At 68.7% G+C, this 25,248-nt stretch carries 22 protein-coding genes; 12 read left to right on the top strand and 10 right to left on the bottom strand.

The genetic code is table 11. From position 1 onward, the window contains the following. Nucleotides 1-192 precede the first annotated feature (192 nt). From ACNFOC_RS08835 to ACNFOC_RS08850, 4 genes are read left to right on the top strand one after another with little or no spacing between them, the layout of a single operon-like run. Nucleotides 193-1,461 carry a glycosyltransferase gene (locus ACNFOC_RS08835; RefSeq protein WP_416958428.1) on the top strand — a complete coding sequence of 423 codons (1,269 nt, stop codon included), beginning with the start codon at nt 193-195 and terminating at the stop codon, nt 1,459-1,461. Beyond that, nucleotides 1,458-3,104, top strand: a complete 1,647-nt coding sequence (locus tag ACNFOC_RS08840; RefSeq protein WP_416958430.1) for an ArnT family glycosyltransferase — start codon at nt 1,458-1,460, stop codon at nt 3,102-3,104. The genes ACNFOC_RS08835 and ACNFOC_RS08840 overlap by 4 nt, the downstream gene beginning before the upstream one ends. Beyond that, on the top strand, nt 3,104-4,306 hold the full coding sequence (locus ACNFOC_RS08845) for a glycosyltransferase (protein ID WP_416958432.1): 1,203 nt from the start codon (nt 3,104-3,106) through the stop codon (nt 4,304-4,306). The genes ACNFOC_RS08840 and ACNFOC_RS08845 overlap by 1 nt, the downstream gene beginning before the upstream one ends. Further along, nucleotides 4,303-6,717, top strand: a complete 2,415-nt coding sequence (locus ACNFOC_RS08850; protein ID WP_416958434.1) for a galactose oxidase early set domain-containing protein — start codon at nt 4,303-4,305, stop codon at nt 6,715-6,717. The genes ACNFOC_RS08845 and ACNFOC_RS08850 overlap by 4 nt, the downstream gene beginning before the upstream one ends. A 234-nt stretch (nt 6,718-6,951) precedes the next feature. On the opposite strand, the gene ACNFOC_RS08855 is transcribed toward ACNFOC_RS08850, so the two are convergent. The 4 genes from ACNFOC_RS08855 to trhA form a co-directional block, all read right to left on the bottom strand. Then, nucleotides 6,952-7,161 (bottom strand): hypothetical protein, encoded by a 210-nt coding sequence (locus tag ACNFOC_RS08855; RefSeq protein WP_416958436.1) that lies wholly within the window; start codon nt 7,159-7,161, stop codon nt 6,952-6,954. A 6-nt stretch (nt 7,162-7,167) separates the two neighbouring features. Next, the gene (locus ACNFOC_RS08860; protein ID WP_521984875.1) at nt 7,168-7,791 is read right to left on the bottom strand and encodes a TetR/AcrR family transcriptional regulator; all 624 of its coding nucleotides are present in this window, start codon (nt 7,789-7,791) and stop codon (nt 7,168-7,170) included. A gap of 5 nt (nt 7,792-7,796) precedes the next feature. Beyond that, a complete protein-coding gene (locus ACNFOC_RS08865; RefSeq protein WP_416958440.1) occupies nt 7,797-9,383 on the bottom strand; it encodes a DHA2 family efflux MFS transporter permease subunit in 1,587 nt (528 codons plus the stop codon). 145 nt (nt 9,384-9,528) lie between these two features. After that, the gene (gene trhA / locus ACNFOC_RS08870; RefSeq protein WP_416958441.1) at nt 9,529-10,242 is read right to left on the bottom strand and encodes a PAQR family membrane homeostasis protein TrhA; all 714 of its coding nucleotides are present in this window, start codon (nt 10,240-10,242) and stop codon (nt 9,529-9,531) included. 327 nt (nt 10,243-10,569) lie between these two features. Here trhA and ACNFOC_RS08875 point away from each other — a divergent pair, with 327 nt between their 5' ends. The 7 genes from ACNFOC_RS08875 (at nt 10,570) to ACNFOC_RS08905 (ending at nt 17,818) form a co-directional block, all read left to right on the top strand. Then, nucleotides 10,570-12,393 (top strand): phosphoenolpyruvate carboxykinase (GTP), encoded by a 1,824-nt coding sequence (locus ACNFOC_RS08875; protein ID WP_416958443.1) that lies wholly within the window; start codon nt 10,570-10,572, stop codon nt 12,391-12,393. Nucleotides 12,394-12,645: 252 nt separating this feature from the next. Beyond that, nucleotides 12,646-13,629, top strand: coding sequence for a serine/threonine-protein kinase (locus ACNFOC_RS08880; protein ID WP_416958445.1), 984 nt, complete (start codon nt 12,646-12,648; stop codon nt 13,627-13,629). After that, nucleotides 13,616-14,077 (top strand): hypothetical protein, encoded by a 462-nt coding sequence (locus ACNFOC_RS08885; RefSeq protein ID WP_416958448.1) that lies wholly within the window; start codon nt 13,616-13,618, stop codon nt 14,075-14,077. Before ACNFOC_RS08880 ends, ACNFOC_RS08885 begins: the two co-directional genes overlap by 14 nt. An 80-nt stretch (nt 14,078-14,157) precedes the next feature. Continuing rightward, nucleotides 14,158-15,066 carry a hypothetical protein gene (locus ACNFOC_RS08890; protein WP_416958450.1) on the top strand — a complete coding sequence of 303 codons (909 nt, stop codon included), beginning with the start codon at nt 14,158-14,160 and terminating at the stop codon, nt 15,064-15,066. Nucleotides 15,067-15,098: 32 nt separating this feature from the next. Next, complete coding sequence (locus ACNFOC_RS08895; RefSeq protein ID WP_416958452.1) at nt 15,099-15,860, top strand: vWA domain-containing protein; 762 nt, start codon at nt 15,099-15,101, stop codon at nt 15,858-15,860. A 3-nt stretch (nt 15,861-15,863) separates the two neighbouring features. Further along, entirely contained in the window at nt 15,864-16,655 is a 792-nt protein-coding gene (locus ACNFOC_RS08900; protein WP_416958454.1) for a PP2C family serine/threonine-protein phosphatase, read from the top strand. Continuing rightward, nucleotides 16,652-17,818: a hypothetical protein gene (locus ACNFOC_RS08905; protein ID WP_416958456.1), complete on the top strand. Its 1,167-nt coding sequence runs from the start codon at nt 16,652-16,654 to the stop codon at nt 17,816-17,818. Before ACNFOC_RS08900 ends, ACNFOC_RS08905 begins: the two co-directional genes overlap by 4 nt. Nucleotides 17,819-17,824: 6 nt before the next feature. Here ACNFOC_RS08905 and ACNFOC_RS08910 read toward each other — a convergent pair whose 3' ends face one another. The 6 genes from ACNFOC_RS08910 to ACNFOC_RS08935 all read right to left on the bottom strand — a co-directional run bounded on the left by ACNFOC_RS08910 (nt 17,825) and on the right by ACNFOC_RS08935 (nt 24,213). Beyond that, the gene (locus tag ACNFOC_RS08910) at nt 17,825-18,433 is read right to left on the bottom strand and encodes a hypothetical protein (RefSeq protein WP_416958458.1); all 609 of its coding nucleotides are present in this window, start codon (nt 18,431-18,433) and stop codon (nt 17,825-17,827) included. Further along, nucleotides 18,420-19,961 (bottom strand): vWA domain-containing protein, encoded by a 1,542-nt coding sequence (locus tag ACNFOC_RS08915; RefSeq protein WP_416958460.1) that lies wholly within the window; start codon nt 19,959-19,961, stop codon nt 18,420-18,422. Before ACNFOC_RS08915 ends, ACNFOC_RS08910 begins: the two co-directional genes overlap by 14 nt. Continuing rightward, the gene (locus ACNFOC_RS08920; RefSeq protein ID WP_416958462.1) at nt 19,958-21,175 is read right to left on the bottom strand and encodes a toxic anion resistance protein; all 1,218 of its coding nucleotides are present in this window, start codon (nt 21,173-21,175) and stop codon (nt 19,958-19,960) included. The genes ACNFOC_RS08915 and ACNFOC_RS08920 overlap by 4 nt, the downstream gene beginning before the upstream one ends. Nucleotides 21,176-21,192: 17 nt before the next feature. Continuing rightward, a complete protein-coding gene (locus tag ACNFOC_RS08925) occupies nt 21,193-22,272 on the bottom strand; it encodes a hypothetical protein (RefSeq protein ID WP_416958464.1) in 1,080 nt (359 codons plus the stop codon). Between the two features lie 192 nt (nt 22,273-22,464). Further along, nucleotides 22,465-22,869, bottom strand: coding sequence for an SCO4983 family protein (locus tag ACNFOC_RS08930; RefSeq protein WP_406122682.1), 405 nt, complete (start codon nt 22,867-22,869; stop codon nt 22,465-22,467). 132 nt (nt 22,870-23,001) lie between these two features. Beyond that, the gene (locus ACNFOC_RS08935; RefSeq protein WP_416958467.1) at nt 23,002-24,213 is read right to left on the bottom strand and encodes a pyridoxal phosphate-dependent aminotransferase; all 1,212 of its coding nucleotides are present in this window, start codon (nt 24,211-24,213) and stop codon (nt 23,002-23,004) included. A 179-nt stretch (nt 24,214-24,392) separates the two neighbouring features. Here ACNFOC_RS08935 and ACNFOC_RS08940 point away from each other — a divergent pair, with 179 nt between their 5' ends. Beyond that, nucleotides 24,393-25,241 (top strand): trypsin-like serine peptidase, encoded by an 849-nt coding sequence (locus tag ACNFOC_RS08940; protein WP_416958469.1) that lies wholly within the window; start codon nt 24,393-24,395, stop codon nt 25,239-25,241. Nucleotides 25,242-25,248 lie beyond the last annotated feature (7 nt).

Genomic DNA, 25,248 nt, shown 5'->3' on the forward strand with positions numbered 1-25,248 from the left:
ATGTCATAGTCGTAACCGTCTCAAACGAGACCAGTGCGAGAAATGCTCACGGGGGAGCCTCATTGTGATGAAACACGCTCTTCACTGAAATCACCTGTCCACTTCACAGATCACCCATAGTCTCGGCCCCGTGACGCGACGGATGTAACTCCCCGTCGCGCCAGGGGGTATTGGGATCTGGGGGGATCTGTCTTGCTGACGTCTGTCTTCATCGCTGTCGTTTCGCTGGCCTTGTTCTGGATGGCCGCCTTCACCCTGTGGTGGCAGATGCACGCGTGGCGTACGCCCGAAGTGCTCGCCTCCACCCGATTCAGCAGCCCGGACGGGGACGAGCACGTCTCGTTCTCCCTGCTGCTGCCGGCCCGGCACGAACAGGCCGTGCTCGACCACACCATCCAGCGGCTGCTGGAGTCCACGCACACCGACTTCGAGATCATCGTGATCGTGGGGCACGACGACCCCGAGACCGCGGCGGTGGCCAACAGTGCCGCCGAGCGCGACCCGCGCGTGCGGGTCGTCGTCGACACGCACGAGAAGAAGAACAAACCGAAGGCCATGAACACGGCGCTGCCGCACTGCCGCGGCGATGTCGTCGGGGTCTTCGACGCCGAGGACCAGGTCCATCCGGCGCTGCTCGCCCACGTCGACCACGCGTTCCGCACGACGGGAGCGGACGTCGTCCAAGGGGGCGTCCAGCTCATCAACTTCAACTCCAGCTGGTACAGCCTGCGCAACTGCCTGGAGTACTTCTTCTGGTTCCGGTCCCGGCTGCACCTGCACGCGCAGAAGGGGTTCATCCCGCTGGGCGGCAACACCGTCTTCGTGCGGACCGACGTCCTGCGCGAGGCCGACGGCTGGGACCCCAACTGCCTTGCCGAGGACTGCGACCTGGGCGTGCGGCTGTCCAGTGTCGGCAAGAAGGTCGTCGTCGCCTACGACTCCGACATGGTGACCCGGGAGGAGACCCCCGGCTCGCTGATGTCGTTGCTGAAGCAGCGAACCCGCTGGAACCAGGGCTTCCTTCAGGTCTACCGGAAGAAGGACTGGAAGCAACTCCCGGGATTCGGGCAGCGGTTGCTCGCCCGCTACACGCTGATGACGCCGTTCCTCCAGGCCTTCTCCGGGGTCATCATCCCGCTCAACGCGGCGGTCGCGCTCTTCCTGGACGTGCCGGTCGGCATCGCCTTCCTCACCTTCCTGCCGCTGGTCACCGCCGCCGTCACCTTCGTCTTCGAGATCGTCGGACTGCACGACTTCGGCAAGCAGTACGGACTCCGCGTCCGCGCCGTCCACTATCTGAAGCTCGTCGTCGGCGGCCCCTTCTACCAGGTCCTGCTCGCCGGAGCCGCGATCCGCGCCGTCTGGCGTGAGCAACGCGGCCGGAACGACTGGGAGTTGACCTCCCACGTCGGCGCGCACCTCACCGAAACCGCAGTGATCCGAGAGGACGTTCCTGCGTGACTTCCACACTTCCCGCGGTGGCCACCACGGTCCCCGCGCAGCGGCAGCCTGCGCCTGAAACCGGTTCGGCGGGTCGAACAGAGCCCCCGGGCAGACTCCGTTCCTCCCGCTCCGACCTCCTCCTCTGCGGTCTCCTCCTCGTGGCGATCCTCGTCGTGCAGGGCTGGAACATCGCCGACTACCCGACGCTCAGCGACGACGAGGGCACCTACCTCGCCCAGGCCTGGGCCGTCCAACAGGGCACCGGGCTGGCCCACTACACCTACTGGTACGACCACCCGCCGCTCGGCTGGATCCAGATCGCCCTGCTCACCTGGATCCCCGCGCACTTCAGCCCCGGCTCGATGACCGTCGGCACCATGCGCATCGCGATGCTGGTCATCAGCGCGATCAGCGCGATCCTCGTCTACGTCCTCGCCCGCCGGCTCTCGCTCCCGCGCTGGGCGGCCGGACTCGGCATGGTGCTCTTCGGGCTGTCCCCGCTGTCCGTGATCCTCCAGCGGGAGATCTTCCTCGACAACATCGCCGTGATGTGGATGCTGCTCGCGTTCTGCCTGGCCGCGTCCCCAAGTCGCCATCTCTGGCACCACTTTGGAGCAGGTCTGGCCGGCGCCGCGTCTGTCCTCACCAAGGAGACGATGCTCGTCATCCTTCCGGCGCTGCTGCTCACCATGTGGCGCCACGGACACCGCGACACCCGCAAGTTCGCGCTCACCGGAGCCATCACCGCCTGCGTCCTGATCGGCTTCGCGTACCCCCTCTTCGCCCTGCTCAAGGGCGAGTTGCTGCCGGGCAGCGGCCACGTCTCCCTGTGGGACGGCCTCAAGTACCAGATGACGAGACCGGGTTCGGGCTTCATCCTCGACCAGGGCACGGGCTCCTACGGCGTCCTCCACTCCTGGCTGTACTACGACCGCGTCCTGCCGCTGGGCGGTCTCGCCGGGGCGCTGCTCCTGCTGGTCACCTGGCGCTGGTCGGTCACCGCCCGCTCGCTCGCCGGACCGGCCATGACCGTGGCGATCCTCGCCCTGGTCTCGATGCGCCCCAATGGCTACCTGCCCGCGATGTACATCATCGGCGCGCTGCCCTTCCTCGCGCTCGTGCTGGCCGGGGGCACCGCCTCCGTCGCCCACGCGGTGCTGCGCAGATGGCGGCGCGAGGGGGAGAGACGGTACGTCACCGGGGGCCGGTACACGCTCGCCGTGGTCCTGGCGATCGCCGCCGGCGCCTATGTCGTACCGAAGTGGTACGACGGCGACCGCACCGCCATGACCACCGACGCCAACGCCCCCTACCGGGCCGCCTCGAAGTGGCTGTCCACCGAGGTCGCCGACCCGAAGGACACCCGCGTCCTCGTCGACGACGCGCTCTGGCTGGACCTGGTGCACGCCGGGTACCGGCCCGGACTCGGGGTCATCTGGTTCTACAAGGCCGACCTCGACCCCGCCGTCACCAAGACGATGCCGCACGGCTGGAAGGACATCGACTACGTCGTGGCCTCCCCGACGGTACGGCGCGACGCGGTCGACCTGCCCAACGTCAAGGCGGCGATCGAGCACTCCACCCCGGTCGCCACCTTCGGCACCGGCGACGACCGCATCGAGATCCGGCAGATCCAGTCCGAGACCGTGGGAGCCCAGTGATGAGCCAAGAGTCCATGGTCCCCGGGGAGTTGGGCGATCCGGCTGTACGCGGCGCGGAGATCGCCGAGCCCGGTGCCGTCACCATCGTCGTACCGACCTTCAACGAGTCGGCAAATGTACGGGAGTTGCTGCACCGCATCACCGAGTCGGTGCCCACCCGCCTGCCCTGCGAGGTCGTCTTCGTCGACGACTCCACCGACGACACCCCCGAGGTGATCTCCGAGGCGGCGCAGGACTGCCCGTTCCCGGTCACCGTGCTGCACCGGGAGGAGCCGGTCGGCGGGCTCGGCGGCGCGGTCGTCGAGGGGATCAAGGCGGCGACGTCGGACTGGATCGTCGTCATGGACGGCGATCTCCAGCATCCGCCGTCCCTGGTACCGGAGTTGGTCGGCACCGGCGAGCGCGCGAACGCCGGGCTCGTCGTCGCCTCCCGGTACATCAAGGGCGGCAGCCGCGAGGGACTCGCCGGCGGATACCGCATCGCCGTCTCGCGCGGGGCGACCTGGCTGACCAAGACGCTCTTCCCGCGCAAACTCCGCGGCATCAGCGACCCGATGAGCGGTTTCTTCGCGATCCGGCGCAGCGCGGTGACGGCGGAGGCGCTCAAGCCCCTCGGCTACAAGATCCTGCTCGAACTCGCCGTACGCAGCCGTCCGCGCGAGGTCACCGAGGTGCCGTTCGTCTTCCAGGACCGGTTCGCCGGCGAGTCCAAGTCGACGGCGCAGGAAGGCTTTCGCTTCCTGCGCCACCTCCTCGGACTGCGTACGGCCTCCCCGGTCGCGCGCATGGTGGTGTTCGGCCTGATCGGCGCCACCGGCTTCCTGCCGAACCTGGTCGGCCTGTGGGCGCTCACCAAGACGGGCATGCACTACGTCCCCGCCGAGATCCTCGCCAACCAGCTGGGCGTGGCCTGGAACTTCTACCTCATCGAGCACCTGCTGTTCCGCGACCGGCGCCGGCACCGCAACTGGTGGGACCGGGCGGGCCGGTTCGCGCTGCTCGCCAACGCCGATCTGGTGCTGCGGATCCCGCTGATCGCGCTGTTCATCCACAAGTTCGGCATGGGCGCGCTGTCGGCGACCGCGCTGGCGCTCATCACCACCTTCGTCCTGCGCTTCGTGGGCACAGAGGCGTTGGTCTACCTCCCGAGTCGCAAAGGGAGCCGCAAGGAGAGCCGTACAGCACCGAGGAGAGCCGTGTGAACAAGTACCGCAGAAGAACCGCCTTCGCCGGGGTGGGCGCCCTGACCGCCGGACTGCTGCTCACCTCGCCGCAGTCCGCCGAGGCCGCGAACCTCGTCGTCAACCCGGGCTTCGAGACGGCGGGCAGTGACGGGATGCCGTACTGCTGGGAGAAGTCCGGGTGGGGCGACAACGACTTTGATTTCACTACGACTTCGGATGCCCACTCGGGTTCGAAGGCGATGAAGGTCTCCGTGACGCGGCGGGTGGACGGTGACCGCAAGGCGCTGATCACCGAGTCGACGACCTGCGCGCCGGTGGTGACGGCGGGCAAGCAGTACGACCTCGGGCTCTGGTACAAGACGACCACGCCGGACGCGAACATCACGCTGTTCCGGCATGACGCGACGGCCGGCTGGCAGTACTGGTCCGATCTCAAGACCCTGGAGATGCAGGGGAGTTGGACCCAGGCCACGGTCCGCACACCCGAAGTGCCCGCCGGTACCGACCGGATCACCTGGGGTGTCTCGGTGTACGGCACCGGGTCCGCGACCACCGACGACTACACGATGGACCAGGTCCCGGACACGCTTCCGCCCGCGACCTGCACGGCGACCGCTGAGCAGTGCGCGAACGGGCGTTGGGACGTGCTCCCGACCCAGAACCCGGTGCGCTCGATGCACTCCGTCGTCCTCAACAACGGCAAGGTGCTGCTGATCGCGGGCTCCGGGAACAGCGAGGAGCAGTTCGACGCGGGGACGTTCACGAGCGCGGTGTACGACCCGGTCGCCGGGACGTACAAGGTGATCCCGACGCCGAAGGACATGTTCTGCTCGGGGCACATCCAGTTGCAGGACGGCCGGGTGCTGGTGCTGAGCGGCAACAAGGCGTTCCCGGTCGCGGGCGGGCACGGGTACGAGGGGTACAAGGACTCGTACATCTTCGACCCGGCGACCGAGACCTACAGCAAGACGAACGACCTCAACGACGGTCACTGGTACCCGTCGGCGACCGAGCTCGGCAACGGTGACGTCATCTCCTTCGGCGGGCTGCGCGAGGACTCGACGGGTTCGGTGACCGCCGAGTACTGGTCGGACGCCCAGCAGCAGTGGCTGCCGTTGTCGCAGGTCAACCAGACGTGGTCGTACTGGGGGCTGTACCCGTCGATGGTCCTGATGCAGGACGGCCGGCTCTTCTACACGGGCAGCCACGTCTTCGGGAACAACATCCCGGGCACGGGCTCGGCGATCTACGACTACGGCGCGAACACGATCACTTCGGTCTCCGGGCTCCAGAACAAGGACCAACGCGACCAGTCGGCAAGCGTGTTGCTGCCTCCGGCGCAGGACCAGAAGGTCCTCACCATCGGCGGCGGCAACATCGACTCCAACCCGGACGCGAACCGGCTGACCGACATCATCGACCTCAAGGCCGCCAACCCGACGTACACGGTCGGCCCCCAGATCCCGCAGGGGACAGTCGACTTGGGGAACGGTCAGGTGGCCGAGACCGGCGCTCAGGGCAAGATGTATGTGTCCGCGGTGATCCTGCCGGACGGCACGGTGCTGGAGACGGGCGGTGGGCTGCACAACCGCGCGAACCCGGTGTTCGAGGCGTCGATCTTCGACCCGGCGACCACGACGTTCGACCCGGTGGCCGCCGACCCGGAGGCGCGCGGCTACCACTCGTCGTCGTTCCTGCTGCCGGACGGCCGGGTGATGTCGACCGGTGACAACCCGGGCAACGGCACCTGGAACCACAACGTGTCGATCTACACCCCGCCGTATCTCCTCAAGGGCACGCGGCCGACGATCACTTCGGTCATCGACAACGAGTGGGAGTACGGCGACACCCAGACGATCACCGTCGACCGGCCCATCGCCAAGGCGGAGTTGATCCGCCCGGCGGCGGTCACCCACTCCTCGGACCCGAACCAGCGGTTCGTGGACCTGCCGCTGTCGGTGAACGGCAACACCGTGGACCTGAACGTGACGAGCAACCCCAACCTGGCACCGCCCGGCTGGTACATGCTCTTCGCGGTCGACGCCAACGGCGTCCCGTCGGTGGCCAAGTGGGTCCATCTGCAAGGCCCTTCGGCACTGACCGCCTCCGACGCCTCCGCCCACGTCCACTCCTTCGCGGACTCCCTGGAGGGCACGGTCACCGAGCCCGCCAAGAAGCGCGCCTCGCAGAAGGTCAGCACGACCATCTCCGGCTGCGACCGGCACTACGGCACGATCAACGTCTGCGTCCCGACGGTGTTCCCGTCCGAGGTCAAGTCGACCACCGCGGCCCGCTGTTCATGGCTCCAGCAGAACGACTACGGCCGCCTGAAGGTCAACGGCAAGGACGACCCACTGCGGCTCGACCCGAACAAGGACGGGGTGGCCTGCGGAAAGGGTGACGTCAAGACCGTGAAGAAGAAGGGGTAGTCGCCGCCTACGAACTCGGCGAGGGCGCCACCCTGTTGGGGGTGTGCGCCCTCGCCTACGCCTGGCTCACAGGTTTCGATAGACGTCGCGGCGATGACCGGCGGACAGCACCCACACGACCAGTTGTCTGTCCTTCGGTGCGCTTGGTGGAGGATGCGCGAGGTGTCGGGTCGGTGAGTCTTGAGCAGGTCTCCTGGGCGTGTGGTCCGAACCGGCTGACGTACCCCGTCCGAATCAGGCGCCGTCGGAGCGGAGCACGGCGAACATCTCCTCAAGGGAGACGGAGCCGTCGCGCCCCTCGGCCTCGGCCTCGTCCGCCAAGCTGTTCAACCAGGCGTCCTCGGCCTGCTCTTCACGTTCGCGCAGGCGTCCGTACTCGTCGATGTCGGCGGCCTCCTTCTCGATCGCCGGCTCGCTCAGGCCACGAACGTGCCGGACACGCACCCGGGTTCACTCGGAAAGCCCGTGCTCCAGGACATCCATCGCGCGTTCCACCAGGTCCGAGAGCTGCCCCTGGTGGCCGTTCTCCGCCCAGTACAGGCTTGCCTCCATCAGGCCGCCGATGAGGGACATGGCGTAGACGCGCACTTCCAGGCTCTCCGGGTCCCGGCCGGTGCGTTCCGCGATGGCCTGGCAGAGCATGTTGCCGGTGACCGACATGCTCTCCATCATCCGCGAGCGCACGGCCGGGACCTGGACCATGAGGTGGGAGCGGAGGCGGGAGATCTCCTGGTTCTCCTTGAGGTCGAACTGGATGGCCTTGCGCATCACGTACCGCAGGGTGACCATCCATGGTTCGTCGACGGGCCGGGCCCGGAGCTCCTCCATGATGATCGGGTCGAACTCGTCCGTGATGACGATGTCTTCCTTGGTGGGGAAGTAGCGGAAGACGGTCGACGGCGACACCTCGGCGCGCTCGGCGATCTGCTCGATCGTGGTCGCGTCGTACCCCTGTTCTTTGACCAGGGCGTACGTCGCGGTGCGGATCGCCTCGCGGGTCTTGATCTTCTTGCGCTCGCGGAGGCCCAGCTGGGGGCGTTCGGCGGGGCTGAAGGGGGAGGGTGCGGCCGTCATGGTGTTCATTGTCCGGCATCCGCCAGAGCGATGGCCACGGCTGCGGCGGTGTCCTCGTCCTCGTCGCCCTCCTCCTTCTCGGTGGGCGCGGCCGGCGTGTTCGGCAGGAACGCCGCGGACAGCAGGGCGGTGACGAGCGCCGCGACGCCGCACACCAGCAGGACCAGGCCCATGCCGTGGACGTAGGCGCTGTTCGCGGAGGAGATGAGGTCCGTCGAGCCCGCCTTCTGCGCGACCATGTGTGCCGCCACGACGGACTCCCCGGCCGTGTCGGCCGCCTTCGCGGGCAGGCCGGTGACGTCGAGGCGGTCGCGGAAGGTGCTCGCGAGCAGGCTGCCGAGGAGGGCGATGCCGATCGCGGCGCCGACCTGGCGCATGGTCATGAGGAGCCCGGCGCCGCTGCCGGCCCGGTCGCGGGGGAGTGCGCCGAGGGCGCCGTCCATCGCGGGGACGATCGAGAAGCCGAAGCCGAAGCCGGTGATGGACAGCCACAGCGCGGTGAAGCCGTAGCCGGAGTCGACCGTCGTACGGCTGCCGAGCAGTGCGGCGAAGGCCAGCACCACCAGGCCGGCGCAGACCACGGCACGGGAGCCGAACTTGCCGACGAGCGGTTGCGCGGCCCGGGCCGCGACGATCAGGCCGCCCATCATGGGCAGCAGCCGGACGCCGGTGCCGAGCGCGTCGTGGCCGAGCACCGCCTGGAGGTACTGCGGCAGCACGAACAGCAGGCCGGACAGGACGAACATCACCAGGGTCGCCGCGATCGAGCTGAACAGGAAGCCGCGGTGGGCGAGCAGGGTCATGTCGAGCATGGGGCGTTCCATGCGCCGCTCGCGCAGCACGAGCGCGGCCAGCAGGATCGCGGATCCGATGAGCATGCCCACGATCAGCGGGTCGCCCCAACCGCGGCCGGGCGCCTCGATGATCGCGTAGATGAGGGCGCCGAGGCCGGCCGCCGTGAACGCGGTGGAGATGGTGTCGACCCGGGGCGAGGCGGGGTCCTTGGTCTCGGGCAGCAGGAAGACGCAGGCCGCTATGCCGATCGCGGCCATCGGGATGTTGACCAGGAAGACCGAGCCCCACCAGAAGTGGTTGAGCAGCCAGCCGCCGATGATCGGGCCGAGCGGCAGCCCGAGCGACGAGGCCGCGGAGATGACGCCGACGGCCTTGGTGCGCTCGTCGGGGCCGAAGAGGGAGGGCAGCACGGACAGGGCGAGCGGGGTGACCAGGGCCGCGCCGACGCCCATCACCGTGCGGGCCACGATGACCCAGGTGACGTCGCCGGCCAGGGCGCCCGCCACGGAACCGGCGAGGAAGATGCCGAGCCCCACGATCAGCATGCGGCGCCGTCCGAAGCGGTCGCCGAGCAGTCCCGCCGGGAGCATCAGGGCGGCGAAGACGATCACATACGCGTCCGCCATCCACTGCTGCTGGCCGGTGGTGGCGCCGAGCTCGCCCGCCATCGTGGGCAGGGCGACATTGAGGATCGTCGTGTCGAAGCCGAGCGTGAGCATGCTCGCGACCAGGGCCCCGAGGGCCCACCAGCGGCGCGGATCGCGCTGCACGGCGTTGGATTGAGTGACAGTAGCCATGAAATGAGAGTAGCTCTCAAAAGGTGGTTGATGTCAACCGGTATCTACTGTCAGGACGTGTCGGCCGGGCGGAAGGCCGGAAACAGGGCATGAAAAATGGCCACGGCTCGAAAGCCGTGGCCATGAACGGGAGGTGCCTCAGGTGCTACCCGTGCTGGTACGCCACCAGTGAGATCCCCACGTAGTGCACGAGGAACGCGGCCACCGTCAGAGAGTGGAAGACCTCGTGGAAACCGAACCAGCGCGGTGACGGGTTCGGGCGCTTGATGCCGTAGATCACGCCGCCCGCGCTGTAGAGCAGCCCGCCGACGACCACCAGGACCAGGACGGCGATGCCGCCCGTGCGCATGAAGTCGGGCAGGAAGAAGACCGCTGCCCAGCCCATCGCGATGTAGCAGGGGGTGTAGAGCCAGCGCGGTGCGCCGACCCAGAAGACGCGGAAGGCGATGCCGGCCGCGGCCGCGCCCCAGATGCTCCACAGCAGCCACTCGCCCTTGGCGCCCGGCAGCAGCAGCATCGTCAGGGGCGTGTACGTGCCCGCGATGATCAGGAAGATGTTGGCGTGGTCGAGTCTGCGCAGGACACCGTCCATGCGCGGGCTCCAGTCGCCCCGGTGGTACAGCGCGCTGACCCCGAAGAGCAGGCAGGCCGTCAGGGCGAAGATCCCGCAGGCGATACGGGCCCGGGGTGTGTCGGCGAGGGCGGTGAGCACCAGGCCCGAGACGAGGACGGCCGGGAACATGCCCAGGTGCAGCCAGCCGCGCAGCTTCGGTTTCACATGGTCGGGAATCGAGAGCGCGGAGGGACCGTGGCCATCAGTCGGCGTGTCCGTGGGCGCGTCGGGGACGGACGCAGTCATGCGCGCAATCGTACCTACGGAACCGTAAGTTACGTGTCAGTGCGGCGAGATGAGGGGCCGGAAGTGGCCACTCTCTCATGTCCCCCATCCCTACCCGGCATCCGGGTACCCGGGGTGAAGCGATGGTGACGCACGGAAAACATCTGGATACGTGGCGATCCTCACGTCGCTCGTCTGTGAGGCCCTCTGGACATATGGGCGGACGCGTCGGATGATCAAATGAGTGCGGTCGGCACCGGATGAGCGCCAAGATCGACCATCGTGAAGCATCCGGGTCGCGGCCCCCACGGGGCAGACAGGACAAAATCCCTCACCATAGGAGCAATCGTGGCGCGCGACATCGCGGCTCCCCCCGTCATCCCAACCGAGCACAAAGAACTGGTCTCGTGGGTGAACGAGATCGCAGAACTGACGCAGCCGGACAGCGTGGTCTGGTGTGACGGATCCGAAGCGGAGTACGAGCGGCTCAGCGAGGAGCTCGTCCAAAAGGGCACCTTCAAGAAGCTCGACCCGATCAAGCGCCCCAACTCGTACTACGCCGCCTCCGACCCGACCGATGTCGCCCGGGTCGAGGACAGGACGTTCATCTGCTCCGAGCGGGAGCAGGACGCGGGACCGACGAACCACTGGAAGGCTCCCGCCGAGATGCGGGACATCTTCGCGGGAGAGAAGGGCATCTTCCGCGGCTCCATGAAGGGCCGGACGATGTACGTCGTCCCGTTCTGCATGGGCCCCCTCGGTTCGGACCTCTCCGCGATCGGCGTCGAGATCACCGACTCCGCCTATGTCGCCGTCTCCATGCGCACCATGACCCGCATGGGACAGCCCGTCCTCGACGAACTCGGTACCGACGGATTCTTCGTGCGTGCTGTGCACACGCTCGGAGCACCGCTGGCCGAGGGCGAGGCGGACGTGCCGTGGCCGTGCAACTCCACCAAGTACATCTCGCACTTCCCCGAGAGCCGCGAGATCTGGTCCTACGGCTCCGGCTACGGCGGCAACGCGCTGCTCGGCAAGAAGTGCTACGCCCTGCGCATCGCCTCCGTGATGGCGCGGGACGAGGGCTGGCTCGCCGAGCACATGCTCATCCTGAAGCTGACCCCGCCGCAGGGAGAGTCCAAGTACGTGGCGGCGGCCTTCCCTTCGGCCTGCGGCAAGACCAACCTCGCGATGCTGGAGCCCACCATCTCCGGCTGGACCGTCGAGACCATCGGTGACGACATCGCCTGGATGCGGTTCGGGGAGGACGGCCGGCTCTACGCGATCAACCCCGAGGCCGGTTTCTTCGGCGTCGCGCCCGGCACCGGTGAGCACACCAACGCCAACGCGATGAAGACGCTGTGGGGCAACTCCGTCTTCACCAACGTGGCGTTGACCGACGACAACGACATCTGGTGGGAGGGCATGACGGAGGAGACTCCGGCCCACCTCACGGACTGGAAGGGCAACGACTGGACGCCGGAGTCGGGTGTTCCGGCCGCGCACCCCAACGCCCGCTTCACCGTGCCGGCTTCGCAGTGCCCGATCATCGCGCCCGAGTGGGAGGACCCCAAGGGCGTGCCGATCTCGGCGATCCTGTTCGGCGGCCGGCGCGCCTCGGCCGTACCGCTGGTGACGGAGTCCTTCGACTGGAACCACGGTGTCTTCCTCGGCGCCAACGTGGCCTCCGAGAAGACCGCCGCCGCCGAGGGCAAGGTCGGCGAACTGCGCCGCGACCCCTTCGCCATGCTGCCGTTCTGCGGCTACAACATGGGTGACTACATGGGCCATTGGGTCGATGTGGCCAAGGGCCGGGACCAGGCGAAGCTCCCGAAGATCTACTACGTGAACTGGTTCCGCAAGAACGACGCGGGCAAGTTCGTGTGGCCCGGCTTCGGCGAGAACAGCCGGGTCCTGAAGTGGATCGTGGACCGCCTCGACGGCCGCGCCGAGGGCGTCGAGACCCCGATCGGCGTGCTGCCGGCCAAGGGTGCCCTCGACACCAAGGGCCTCGACCTGTCCGAGGCGGACCTGGACTTCCTGCTCACCGTCGACAAGGACGTGTGGCGCGAGGAAGCCGCGTTGGTCCCCGACCACCTCAACACCTTCGGCGACCACACGCCGAAGGAACTGTGGGACGAGTACCGCGCGCTGGTGCAGCGCCTGGGCTAGAACCTGCCGAAAACTCCGCGGCCGGCCGCCGATTGTGCCCTGACCAGCAATGTCGTCACAGGCCGGCCGCGGTGGCAGCACAACGGGCAGGGCCCCGCACAACGGCGTGCGGGGCCCTGCCCGTTGCCCTTTACACCACCGGGGCTCCACCGCGCGGTCCTCGCCGTCATTTCGCGCATCCCCCTGCCCAAGACGGGATTTCGGGGGACACTCGGGACAACCTGTAACGAACCCCGAAGTGAGGTGAGCGGGGTGCGCACTCCGGTCAGCGATCCCCTGAGCGTGGGGCCGTACCGGATCACCGGGCGGCTCGGCTCCGGCGGGATGGGATGGGTGTATCTCGGCCGTTCACCGGCCGGCCGCGAGGTGGCGGTGAAGGTCGTACGGCCCGAACTGGCCGCGGAGTCGGAGTTCCGCGAGCGTTTCGCCCGCGAGGTCGCCGCCGCCCGGCTGGTCAGCGGCGCCTACACCGCGGCCGTCGTCGACGCCGACACCGAGGCCGAACTCCCCTGGCTGGCGACGATGTACGTGCCCGGGCCCTCCCTCGCCGAGGCCGTCGGATCGGACGGCCCGCTGCCCGAGGCCCAGGTCCGCAGCCTCGGCGCGTTCCTCGTCGAGGCCTTGCAGGCGATCCACGCGGCCAACCTGGTCCACCGCGACCTCAAGCCGGCCAACGTGCTGCTCGCCTCCGACGGCCCCCGCGTCATCGACTTCGGCATCTCCCGCGTGGAGGGCGCCCCGAGCCTCACCCAGGCCGGGATCGTGGTGGGCACCCCGCCGTTCATGTCGCCGGAGCAGATGACGGCGGGTCAGATCGGTCCGCCCAGCGACGTGTTCTCGCTCGGCGGTGTCCTGGTGTACGCGCTGACGGGCCGTCCGCCGTTCGGCGCGGGGGAGGCGGTGAGCCTGCGGGTAGTACACCGCGACCCCGAACTGGACGGCGTACCACCGGGTCTACGGCCGCTGCTCGCCCGGTGTCTGGCCAAGCGCCCCGAGGACCGGCCCCAACTGGCCGCCCTGCTGGGCGAGTTGCTCGCGCAGCCGCGCCCCGCGACCTGGCCGCCGCCCGCCGTGGCCCGCACGATCGAGGTCCGCCGCGGCGAGCTGGAGGCCCGGCGCGGGGGCGGCACCAGTCTGCCGGTGCCGTCCTGTCTGCTGCTGCACGCCCAGGCCCTGCTCGACGCGGGCCTCACCGACGACATGATCACGCGGGCGGTGGTCCGTGGCGACGCCTGAGGCCTCGATCCCGCCCGGCCGGGACTACGACATCGGTTCGTCCTGGCGGCAGTTGGTGCACAATTGGGGCGCTCGCCGGAATTACCACGTCGAGAGCGATGTCGATTCCGTCTCCCTGCAATTCGATCTAGAGGCGTCCGGGCGCACGCTCACCGTGCGTTTCATGACCACGAAAAGACTCCTCGTCGCCTTTGTCACCGACGGTCATTCTCTGCGCAAGGATCAATTGGCGATCGCCGCCGCCGCGTCGAACGCGTGGAACACCGAACAGCTGAATCCCATGCTCTCGGTGTGGGACGTGCGCGGACCGAGACCGTGCCTCGCCGGGGTCTGCGATCTCCCGCTGACCTGCCGGATCTCCCAGTCCGATTTCGATGTTCTGGCCAGTGATTGGGTGGAACGGGCGCGACAGATGTTCACCCGTTGTCATCAGGTTTTCCAGCTTTAGAAGTGAATTGAGCATTCTCAGTCAACCCCTTTCGGCCACCGCCCTGTTGCCTCCACTATGGGCGCCAACGGGGGGTCGTCATGAGACATACGTTGTTCACTGTCCTGCTGTTCGGCTTGTTGATCGCGGTGATTCCGGCGGGGCCGGCGGCCGCGGCCGGCGCGGACTGCGGCAAGAACTTTCCGACGCGGCTGGGGTGCTGGCAGGACGCGCTGGACGACGGGGCCGTGGTCACGTTCACGCTGAACAAGCCGCTGGGCTTCGACGCCGGCCAGCAGGGCAGCGGGGCCGCCGTGCGCGGGGACCTCAAGAACCTTCGGGTTCAGGTACCGGCCGACGTCCACACCGGGCAGGGCGGCACCGCGCTGCTCATCCTGGCCGGCCGCGCACTCGTCGACCGGGACGCCCGGATCGACCGGCTGGACGACAAGACGCTCAGCGAACTCCCCGCATGCACCAGCGACTTGTGCAAGGCGCTCAAGAAGTCCTCGCTCAGCGGCGGCCAGCTGATCGACAAGAAGGTCGGCGTCGCCGAACTCGGCGGAGACAAGTCCACGGACCACACACGAGTCCTGCTCATCGCCCTGACCGCCGTACTCCTCCTCCTGCTCCTGGCCCTCCTCCTCGCCGTCCGCCGCTCCCGCACCCCGGCCGTGGCGGGCGTCACGGAGTCCCGCTCCGAGGAGACCGGCGCCGAGACCACCGCCCGACTCCGCCCCGTCCCGCCCGCACCGGCTCCTTCCTCCTACGGCCGCCGGGTCGGCCCCCGCACCGGCCCGTCCCGAACGGCCGTCGTCCGCACGGCACTTCACCCGCAGGGCTACGTCGAACTCGATCACGTCCTGTACCGCGCGGTGTGGGCCGAACCGGACCGGACGCCGCCCGTGCCCGGCGCGTACGTCGAGGTCACCGACGCCCACGAAGCCGACTCCGACGTCCTGTACGCCTTCCCGCCCGCCGCCCGGCATCACGCGCGCGGCACCTCGTGACCCCCGTACCGCCCGGCCGACCAGGAGACGCCATGCACAGCGAATACCCGCCCACGATGCCGGCGGAGTACGCCGACATCGAGTTCGAGAACAACGCGCAACGGCTGCCGCTCGTCCTGTGCCTGGATACGTCGAGTTCCATGGCCGGTACGCCGATCCAGACGCTCAACGACGCGCTCGCCGAGTGGACCCGGGAACTCCACGACGACGTCTCCCTCAGCTACAGCGTCGAGGTCGCCGTCATCACCTTCGGCGGGCAGGGCGTCGGCGCCTGGCGCGGACCCCAACTCCTCGACCCACGCGCCCCGATGAGCCCCTTCGTGCCCGCGCACGCCTTCCAGGCACCCCGGTTCACCGCGTCCGGCGTCACCCTGATGACCGAGGCGCTCGAACTCGCCATGCACGTCGTCGCCGCCCGCAAGGCCGAGCTGCGCGCCTCCGGACTCCAGTACTACCGCCCGCAGATCTGCCTGGTCACCGACGGCCTCCCCACCGACGGCACCGGCCACATGACCGACTCCTGGCACCGGCTGCTGCCCGTCCTCGCGGAGGAGCAACAGGCCCGCCGCTTCCGGCTGTACGCGATCGGCGTCGGCGGCATCACCGACCGCGGCGAGCAGGTGCTCCAGGCCTTCGCGCCGAAGTTCAACGCGCGCATCCAGGGCTTCCCGTTCCGCGAGCTGCTCCAGATGATGTCGGCCAGCGCGAACGCCGAGCAGAAGGGCGCGGGCGACGAGGTCTTCGAGAAGATCTTCAGCCAGTTCAAGACGCAGCGCCCGGCCTGGGAGAGCTGAGCGGTGGCCGACTCGCCCTGGCGCATCCACGGCCTGAGCGTCGAGGGCTACCGGCACCGCCGTACCGGCACGCCCTGCCAGGACGCCTGCACCTACACGGCCTCCGCGTCCGTGTCCGTCCTCGCCGTCGCGGACGGCGCGGGCAGCCGCCCGCACTCCGACCAAGGGGCCCTGCACGCGGTCGAGTTGGCGGCCGAGCACTTCCGGCGCCGGGCGGCCGCCGCCTCCGGCTGCCCGCCCGGCGAGGAGGTCCACGACCTGCTCGCCGACGCCTTCCACGACGTGGCGAAGATCTTCCTGGACACCTACGGCGCCACCGCCCCCGACTACGCCACCACCCTCACCGTCGTGGTCCTCACCCCCGGCTGGCTCGGCCATCTCAGCGTCGGCGACGGCTTCGTCGTCGTACGCGCCGGAACGGAGGACGGGGAACGGCAGTTCCACCTCCTCCCGCAGCCGCCCGCCGTCAGCGAGTACAGCAACGAGACCGTCTTCCTCACCTCGCCCGACGCACCCCGCCGACTGCGCACCGACTGCGTGGCGGACCCGCGCGTCGATGGCGTGCTGCTGTCCACCGACGGCCTCGCGCAGGCCGCCCTGTCGCTCTCCGGCGGCGGCCCGCCCCAGCCCAACACCTCTTTCGTGGAGGCGGTGTTGGGCTCCCTCGACACCCCGGGACCGGTCACCGACAAAGCGCACGAGAGCCTCGCCGCCCTCCTCAGGTCGGACCGGCTGACCAGCCTCAACGCCGACGACAAGACCCTCCTGCGGGCCGTGCGCGTGGTGACACCGTGACCGGCCGCACGGTCCACCTGGACGGCAAACCCGTCACCCTCGCCGAACTCCCGCTCAAGGGCGGCGGCCAGGCGGCCGTCTTCCCTGTCGAGGGCGACGACACGATCGTCGTCAAGCTCTACCGCGACCGCCCCGGCCCGGACCTGGAACGCCGCCTCGCCCGCATGCTCACGATGTCCCCCCTGGCCGCCCGCCCCACCGACGCCAACCAGCCCCCCGAACTCGCCTGGCCCACCGCCATGGCCCGTAGCCCCGAGGGCGAGTTCCTCGGCTACGCCATGCGCCGCTTCGGCGAGCCCCAACACGTCCAGCTGGTGGGCCTGTTCACCCGCGCCCAGCGCCTGCGCCTCTTCGGCGACCGCGCGGACTGGCGCTTCCTGCTGGGCGTCGCCTGGAACCTCGCCTTCATGACCGCCCGCATGCACTACGACCAGCTCGTCATCGGCGACTTCTCCAGCAGCAACGTCGTCGTCGACGCCAACGGCTTCGTCACGTTCCTCGACTGCGACTCCATCGCCTTCACCGACCCGGTCACCGCCGAGCCCTTCCCCTGCCTGATGCACACCACCGACTACTCCTCACCGGAACGCCAGTCGGGCGCTGCGGCCACCGAGGAGAGCGACAACTTCGCGCTGGCGGTGCTGATCTACCAACTCCTCACGGCCGGCAACCACCCCTTCGGCGGCGTCCCGCACGACAGCACCCCCGAGTCGACGGTCAAGGACAACATCGCCGCGAGCGTCTCCTACGTCGTCCGCCCCGAGGCGGTCGTCATCCCACGCGGCACCGTCGACCCCTCGGTCCTCCCGCCCGGCCTCCTCACCCTGGCCCACACGGCGTTCGGCGCGGGCGTCCACGCACCGTCCGCCCGTCCCACCCCGGAGGTCTGGCTCCGCGCCCTGGACCAGGAGCGTTCCCGCGTCCAGGTCTGCCCGCAACGCCCCCTGCACTCCTACGGCTCCCACCTCCCGACCTGCCCGTGGTGCACGCGGGCCGCGGTGACGGGACATGACGTGTTCAACCTGCCGGTACGGCCGCCTGTGCCGGTACCGGCGCCGCCGGGGGACACACAGGGCTCCCGGTTCGGCCCCCTGAAGGTGGTGGGCGTACTGTCCGCGCTCGTCCTGGTGCTCATCGTGCTGGGCGCGCTGGGCAACCGTTGACCCACGTCAGGTGGAGCGCCCCCGGTCCTCCAGATACCGCGTGTGCGACTCCTGCCGCCGCGCCTCGACTTCCCGCAGACTGGCCGCCAACCCCTGCGCCTCCTCCTGAAGCACCGTCAACTGCCGTTCCAGATGCCGCTCAGGGGGTTCGGCACCCGGCGCCAACCGCGTCCACCACCGCGTCCGTACGAACGTGTCGACCGCCTCCGGTACGTCCTGTCGGATCGCCCGCGACAGGATGTGCACGCCCTCCGGGTCCTGCGCGAGGTCGTGGGTGACCTGCGGATCGAGGAGCCCGGCGAGGAGTTGGGTCAGCTCGGTGAGGCGGCCCGCGGCGGCGGGCGGGAGCTCGACGCCGGTGAGATAGCCGCCCAACTTCTCGAAGTCGTCGCGCAGTTCCTCCAGTTGGGCCGACGGGTCCGGGAAGTCGGGCAGCGGCGGCCGCTCCGGCGGGGCGATCAGCGCACCCGCGCCGTACAGACCGACGACCACGACCGGCCAGTACGGCCCCGCGACGCCCACGAACGTCAGCACCAGCCCGACGAGTCCGCCCGCGCTGCCGGTGAGGTTCTTGCGGGACTCCAAGTAGCCCAGGAACCTCCTACTGATAGCCACGGATCTCCTCGAAGGCGCCGTCCAGTGAGCCCTGTTGGGCGTCGAAGAGCCGGCCGCCGGTCAGGTCGGCGATGTGCTGGAGCTCCGCCTTGTCCGAATCACCGAAGAGGATGGGAAAGACGGGTATCTCCCGCTGGGCGGCGGGGAGTTGCCGGTAGAAGCCGTCGAACTCCTTCGCCTTGGCGCCGGTCGTGTTCTCGCCGTCGGTCATCAGCACGATCGACGTGAACGTGTCGCCACCGGTGCCGAGATGCTCGTACGCCTTCTCCAGCGAGGTGTAGATCGCGGTGTTGCCGGAGGCGCTGAGCCCCTTGGTGTCCGCGCGGATGGCATCGAGCCCGGCCCGCGGATCGCTCGGGCTCACCACGTGCGTCCTGACGCTCTTCACGGCCGACCCGAACGGCATCAGCGTGACCTCCTCGCGCTGCCGGAAGTCCCCGGTCAGATCAGTGAGGGCCTTCTTCAGCCGGGACAGCCGGTCGCCTTCCATCGAGCCCGAGGTGTCGAGCACGTACACGGTCCGCGACGGCCGGCGCAGCTTGTTCTCGTACGAGTCGAGGAGCCCGTCGGCGACCGACTGGCTGCCAGGGAAGGGGAGTTCACGCCGTCGGCTGGTGTCCAGGCCGGACGCGGGCGGTACGGAGGGGACGACCGGGCGGCGGTGCGTGCGGGTGGTGATCAGTTTCTGGAGGGCGTCCGTGCGCAGGTCGGCCGTCACGCGCCGGACGTTCTCCCGGGTCGTGGCGTCCGTCGAGGCGAGGGACGTCAACGGGTAGTCGGCGGTGACGACTCCGTCGCTCGGGCGGATCACGGTCAGGCCCGGGATGCCCTTGAGGACGGACTCGTAATTGAGCAACGCGTCGACGTTTCCCCGGCGTTGGTAAGCGGCCGCCAGCCAGCCCGAGGAACCCGAGGTCAGCTTCTGCCCCTTGAAGAACTCCTTCAGCCGGGGAGTCGCCTTGGTGACGTCCGCGCCGGTGAGCGCCGACTGGGCGCCGGAGAGGGCGGAGGCGACCGAGATGAGGGTCGAGAAACCGGAGTTGGAGCGCGCCGGGTCCGTCATGCCGTAGGTCAACCTGCCGTCCTGGACGGCCTGTTCGATCTGCGACCAGGTGACGTCGTCCGGCGTCCAGCCCAGTGCCGTGACGGTGGTCGTCTTCACGCCGATCGCGACCGGGCTGGACATGATCGGGGTCTCGGACACGATCTTCTTCGCCGCGTCGGGCCGTAGCCGCAGATAGTCGTTGGACGACAGCCACAACGCGTCGTACCGACCGTCCGCCTTGCCCTTCGCCAGCAGGTCCACCGCGTCCAGGGTGCCCATGTAGGTGGGGCGGATGGTGATGCCCGTGTCCTTGCGGACCTGGTCGAACACCGGGGTCATGTCGCTGAGTTCGCTGGAGGCGAGGATGCGGAGGGTTCCGGGACGGGGCGCGTTGTCGGTTTCGGCCTTCGTGTCCTGTGCCGCCGACGTGCACGCGGTCAACAGTGCGGCTGTACCGAGCGCGAGGGCGAGAAGGCGTCTCATCCGAGGCCACCCTCCAGCGCACTCTGGGACCGGCTGCGCTCCAAGTATGTGCTGGCGTTCTGGAGTTCGGACGTCAAGGACTCCACGGTCGCGGCCATCACCTCGGTCGCCTGGACCTTGTAGGTGTCGATCGCGTCGAGCGTGCGGTAGATCTGCTGGAAGGCCGTACGGAGGGTCTCCGCGCCCACCGCCGGGTCCGCCGCGATGCGCTGGATCTCACCGCTCTGCGTGGAGAGCATCTCGGCGTTGCCCCGGATCAGGTCCTCGGTCGTGCCGCGCAGGGCGTTGACCTGGTCGACGACCTTGCGCTGGTTGTCGAGCGCGGAGGCGAGCATGACCGAGATGCGGAGGGCGGAGACCGTGGTCGTGGCAGCCCGGTCCACGCCCTTGATCAGCTCGTCGTTGTTGCGCCGTACGACATCCATCGCCAAGTAGCCCTGCGCGCACACCGCGAGCTGGGTCAGCAGGTCCTGGTGCTTCTGGCGGACCGGGAAGAGGACGTCCGCGCGCAGGGTGTCGGCCTGGCCCGGGTCGGTGGAGCCGACGCCGGTGATGTGCTGTTCGACGGCCGTGTCGAGGGCCTGGGTGAGGACGACGTACTCCTGGAGCTTGCCCATGGTCTCCCACAGGCGGACCCGCTCGGTCTGCAACCCCGCGTTGTCGCGCCGGAGTTCGTCCTGACCGCCGCGCAGCGAACCCACGATCTTGTTCAACGTGCCCTGCGCGGAGGCGTACTTGGCGACGTGGTCGCGCAGCTTGTTGCCGCCCGGGAGCCGGGACAGGAACTTCCGTCCCTTGGCGGCGGACAGGTCACGCGGGTCCAAGTCCTCGACCACACGCCGGAGTTCGACGAGCGAGCCCGCCACCTGCGACTGCGCGTCCCCGCCCTTCGACGGCAGGCTGCGCACGGTCCGCTCCAGCGTGCGGTTGGACTGGGCGGTCGCGGTGCGCATCTCACCGGCGCCGAGCGCGGTGATCTCGCCGACCTTGCCCGCGAATTCGGGCGAGCGGGCGTCGAGAGAGGCGAGCCCCTCCACGTAGGCGACGGCCTTCTGAGCCATGTCCGTACGGACGCTCTCGTCCACGGGCACGAGCCCGCCGGCCTTCTCCCTCGGCACCGGCGCGACGGCCTCCGGCGGGGTGAGGGTGAAGACGTCGTCACCGCTGAGGGTGTGTTCACTGCTGTTCTGGCTGGTGTTGAAGCTGCTGCTCATATCGGTCCCCCCCCCGTTCAACCGCGCGCCCGGCGCGCCATGTCGTGCAGCACCTTCGAGGTGGGCACGGGCGCCTGCCGGACGCCGGTCAGCGTCTGGTTGAGATAGCTGGAGTGGGCGGCGGTGGCCGCGACGAACTCGGCGGTGTCGCCCTGCGGCCGGAACCCGTGCCGTACGGCGAGCTTGCGCAACGTCGGGTCGCTGCTGAGGAGTTGACCGAGTCCACGGCCCTCCGGAGTGAGCGGTACGACGGTGTGGTCGCTGTTGGCCGTGGTGTCCGGGTAGAGCACGACGAGGTCGCCGACCGGTTGCTTGTCGAGGAGCAGCGAGGCCACCTGCGACTCGTACACGAGGACCAGCGGATTGCCGGCGCCGCTGATGAAATCCCTGAACGGCGCGTCCGAGCTGGACTGTTGGGCACCCTGCACGCTGATCAGCTTGTGCATCAGGGGCGCGGTGCGGTCCACATCGGCGCTACTGGCCGCCACCCGCCCGCCGCCTGCGACGTAGGAAGCGGCGGCGAGGTACAGCGCACCCGAGTTGGAGGTCTCGGGGTCGGTGGTCGCGATGTAGAGGGTGCCGGTCAACTCCCCGTGTTTCGAGGCCCCCTTGAGCTGCTGCCACGTCAGATCCCGCTTGGTGGCACCGAGATAGGCGCCCATCTTCAGCGTGCCGCGGTCCTGGCTCCTGTCCAGCGTGGCGAGCCCGTTGTCCGCGAGGACCTGGGCGGCACTGCGATGGGCCACGACGACGAGCGGCGAGTAGAAGGGCCGCGGCAAGGGCTGCTGGACCTTGTATTTGCCGGCGAGCGCGTCGGCCGGCGCCTGACTGGAGGGGAAGGCGAAGTCGTACCCCTTGAGGTCGAGCCCTTCCATGGCCCAGGACCCGGAGGTCTCCGTCTTCACGGTGAAGCCCTTGGCGGCGAGGGCCTTCACCACATCGGGATCGGCGAAGAAGTCCGCCTTCTCCGAACCGATCACACCACGCACGGTCTTCGTTGCCGTGCCCTTGTCCCCGTTGTCCCGGCCCGCTACGACGGCTGCCACCACTCCGCCGATCAGCAACACCGCGAGGACGATTCCCGCGATACGTCTCACGAGAGGCAGCGTGCTCGCGGAACCCAACATTCCCCGAGGAAAGGGATGAACGGGAGGTGTCGGACGGGTCCCGGATCAACACGGGCTCAGGGCGGCGCCCTTCTTTTAGGGGCGCGGGGAACTGCGCGACCAGCCACGACGGGCGCGCACCCGCAAGAACACAGAACCCCTACGGCGAATAGGCACCGCAGCTCAGGCGACCACAGTCACCGCATGTGCATCCATCCGCTCGGCAGACAAAATCGCCGCCGCAGTATCCGCACGGGACGCAGCGACAACCAACGCCCGCCCGGCAAGCGCATGAGCCTTCAAGTGCAGCGCATCCAAACGGGACGTAGAAGCGGCCGCAGCCGACGCCCGGCTCGGCGACGCACCCCCACGCAACCGCGTCAGCTGCCCGGCAAGCCGCTCGGCAGCCACATCCAGCTCGTCGGACGGCTCCAGCGCCCGCAACTCATCGGTCACCGCAAGCAGCGCGGCGAGGTGCCCCGCGAGCTGAATATCCAGCTCCTCCTCACGCGACCGATGCGGAAAGTCGGAGGAAGGGGTGCGGGCCACCGTGCTGTGGACCGACTTCGTGCGGATCGGTTCGTACATGGCATGGTCTCCTGTGCTCAGACAGGAAACCATCCTAGCTTAGATCTCGTCTAAAGTTATGCTGGCCGAAAAATTGGCCGGAAGAACCCCAAGAAAACCGCCCCGCGAGGTTTACGGCGGCTCCAGCGCCGTTTACGGCTGGCTGTACCCGTCCAGGAAGTTCCCGATCCGCGTCACCGCGTCCCGCAGATCCCCGACCGACGGCAGCGTCACGACCCGGAAGTGGTCGGGCTCGGCCCAGTTGAACCCGGTGCCGTGGACGACCATGATCTTCTCCTGGCGCAGCAGGTCGAGCACCATCTGCCGGTCGTCCTTGACCTTGAACACCTGCGGATCGAGCCGGGGGAACAGATACAGCGCACCCTTGGGCTTCACGCAGGTCACGCCGGGGATCTGGGTCAGCAGGTCGTACGCGACATCCCGCTGCTCCTTCAGCCGCCCGCCCGGAAGCACCAGGTCGTTGATGGTCTGCCGCCCGCTGAGCGCGGCGACGACCCCGTGCTGCCCGGGCATGTTGGCGCAGAGCCGCATATTGGCCAGGATCGTCAGACCCTCGATGTAGGAGTCGGCGTGCGCGCGCGGCCCGGAGATCGACATCCACCCGACCCGGTATCCGGCCACCCGGTACGCCTTCGACATCCCGTTGAACGTGAGGGTGAGCAGGTCCGGGGCGACCTTCGAAGTCGGGGTGTGCGTGGCGCCGTCGTAGAGGATCTTGTCGTAGATCTCGTCGGAGCAGACGAGCAGATTGTGACGGCGGGCGATGTCGGTGAGGCCCTTGATCATCTCCTCGTCGTACACGGCGCCGGTCGGGTTGTTCGGGTTGATGATGACGATCGCCTTGGTGCGGTCGGAGACCTTCCGCTCCACGTCGGCGAGATCGGGCATCCAGTCGGACTGCTCGTCGCAGCGGTAGTGGACGGCGGTTCCGCCGGAGAGCGAGACGGCGGCGGTCCACAGCGGGTAGTCCGGCGACGGTACGAGGACCTCGTCGCCGTCGTCGAGCAGTCCCTGCATCGCCATGACGATCAGCTCGGAGACGCCGTTGCCGATGAAGACGTGTTCTACGTCCGTCTCGATGCCCAGGGTCTGGTTGTGCATGACGACCGCGCGCCGGGCGGCGAGCAGCCCCTTGGCGTCGCCGTACCCGTGCGCCGACGACACGTTCCGGAGGATGTCCTCCAGGATCTCGGGCGGACACTCGAACCCGAATGCCGCCGGGTTCCCGGTGTTCAGCTTGAGGATGCGGTGCCCTGCCGCTTCCAGACGCATCGCCTCTTCGAGAACCGGGCCCCGGATCTCGTAACAGACATTGGAGAGCTTGGTCGACTGGATCACCTGCATGTCGGTGAGCTTACGGCGGGGTAACGAGACTTGGCTCGTGCTTTCCGCCACATGAGACGCGCCGCGAACGGCCGGAAACCGCTCCTTGCTCCCCAGCCCCTCGGCGATCACAATGCCCATGACAAAAAGACGGCGGCCGGAAGATCTCCGGTCGCCTCGTCATAAGAGGGGACCCCCACATGAACAAGCCTCTCCTTGCCGCGCTCTCCACCCTGGCCATAGCCGGGGCGGGCGTGGCTCCCGCGGTCGCCGCGCCCCAGGTGGCGCCGGAGGTGGCGCCGAAGGCCGCCGCGGTGACCGTCGACTTCGCCGGCATCGTCTCGCTCAGCAACTGCTCCGGCTCGGTCATCAGGTTCCCGAACTCGACCGACACCGCCCCGGCGCTGGTCATGACGAACGGGCACTGCCTGGAGACCGGTTTCCCGGAGCCCGGTGAGGTCATCACCGGTCAGTCCTCCAGCCGTACCTTCGGGCTGCTGAACTCGGCCGGCACCAAGGTCGCCACGCTCCGCGCCAACCAGGTCGTGTACTCGACGATGACCGACACGGACGTGACGATCTACCGCACCACCACCACGTACGCGGCGATCAAGAGCGCGTACAACATCAGCCCGCTCACCGTGAGCGCCACGCACCCGACCGCCGGCACCGCCATCAAGGTCGTCTCCGGCTACTGGAAGACGATCTACAGCTGCAGCATCGACGGGTTCGTGTACCGGCTGAAGGAGGGCGACTGGACCTGGAAGGACTCGGTCCGTTACACCTCCGCCTGCAACACCATCGGCGGCACCTCCGGCTCCCCGGTCATCGACACCAGCACCGGCCAGGTCGTCGCCGTCAACAACACGGGCAACGAGGACGGCGAGACCTGCACGGAGAACAACCCGTGCGAGGTCTCCGAGAACGGCACGGTGACCGTCCGCGAGGGCATCAACTACGCCGAGGAGACCTACAACATCCCGGCCTGCTTCACCTCGGCCAACGTGCTCGCCCTCAGCGCGTCCACCTGCACGCTCCCCAAGCCGTAGGGCAGGG

It is taken from the genome of Streptomyces colwelliae (assembly GCF_048158785.1).
GTDB lineage: Bacteria > Actinomycetota > Actinomycetes > Streptomycetales > Streptomycetaceae > Streptomyces.

What these genes read in the sequence shown, in the direction of transcription:
- ACNFOC_RS08940 (WP_416958469.1), top strand. Translation starts at nt 24,393, where the DNA reads ATGAACAAGCCTCTCCTTGCCGCGCTCTCCACCCTGGCCATAGCCGGG.
- ACNFOC_RS08895 (WP_416958452.1), top strand. Translation starts at nt 15,099, where the DNA reads ATGCACAGCGAATACCCGCCCACGATGCCGGCGGAGTACGCCGACATC.
- ACNFOC_RS08915 (WP_416958460.1), bottom strand. Translation starts at nt 19,961, where the DNA reads ATGAGACGCCTTCTCGCCCTCGCGCTCGGTACAGCCGCACTGTTGACC.
- ACNFOC_RS08865 (WP_416958440.1), bottom strand. Translation starts at nt 9,383, where the DNA reads ATGGCTACTGTCACTCAATCCAACGCCGTGCAGCGCGATCCGCGCCGC.
- ACNFOC_RS08920 (WP_416958462.1), bottom strand. Translation starts at nt 21,175, where the DNA reads ATGAGCAGCAGCTTCAACACCAGCCAGAACAGCAGTGAACACACCCTC.
- ACNFOC_RS08930 (WP_406122682.1), bottom strand. Translation starts at nt 22,869, where the DNA reads ATGTACGAACCGATCCGCACGAAGTCGGTCCACAGCACGGTGGCCCGC.
- ACNFOC_RS08845 (WP_416958432.1), top strand. Translation starts at nt 3,104, where the DNA reads ATGAGCCAAGAGTCCATGGTCCCCGGGGAGTTGGGCGATCCGGCTGTA.
- ACNFOC_RS08935 (WP_416958467.1), bottom strand. Translation starts at nt 24,213, where the DNA reads ATGCAGGTGATCCAGTCGACCAAGCTCTCCAATGTCTGTTACGAGATC.
- ACNFOC_RS08890 (WP_416958450.1), top strand. Translation starts at nt 14,158, where the DNA reads ATGAGACATACGTTGTTCACTGTCCTGCTGTTCGGCTTGTTGATCGCG.
- trhA (WP_416958441.1), bottom strand. Translation starts at nt 10,242, where the DNA reads ATGACTGCGTCCGTCCCCGACGCGCCCACGGACACGCCGACTGATGGC.
- ACNFOC_RS08860 (WP_521984875.1), bottom strand. Translation starts at nt 7,791, where the DNA reads ATGACGGCCGCACCCTCCCCCTTCAGCCCCGCCGAACGCCCCCAGCTG.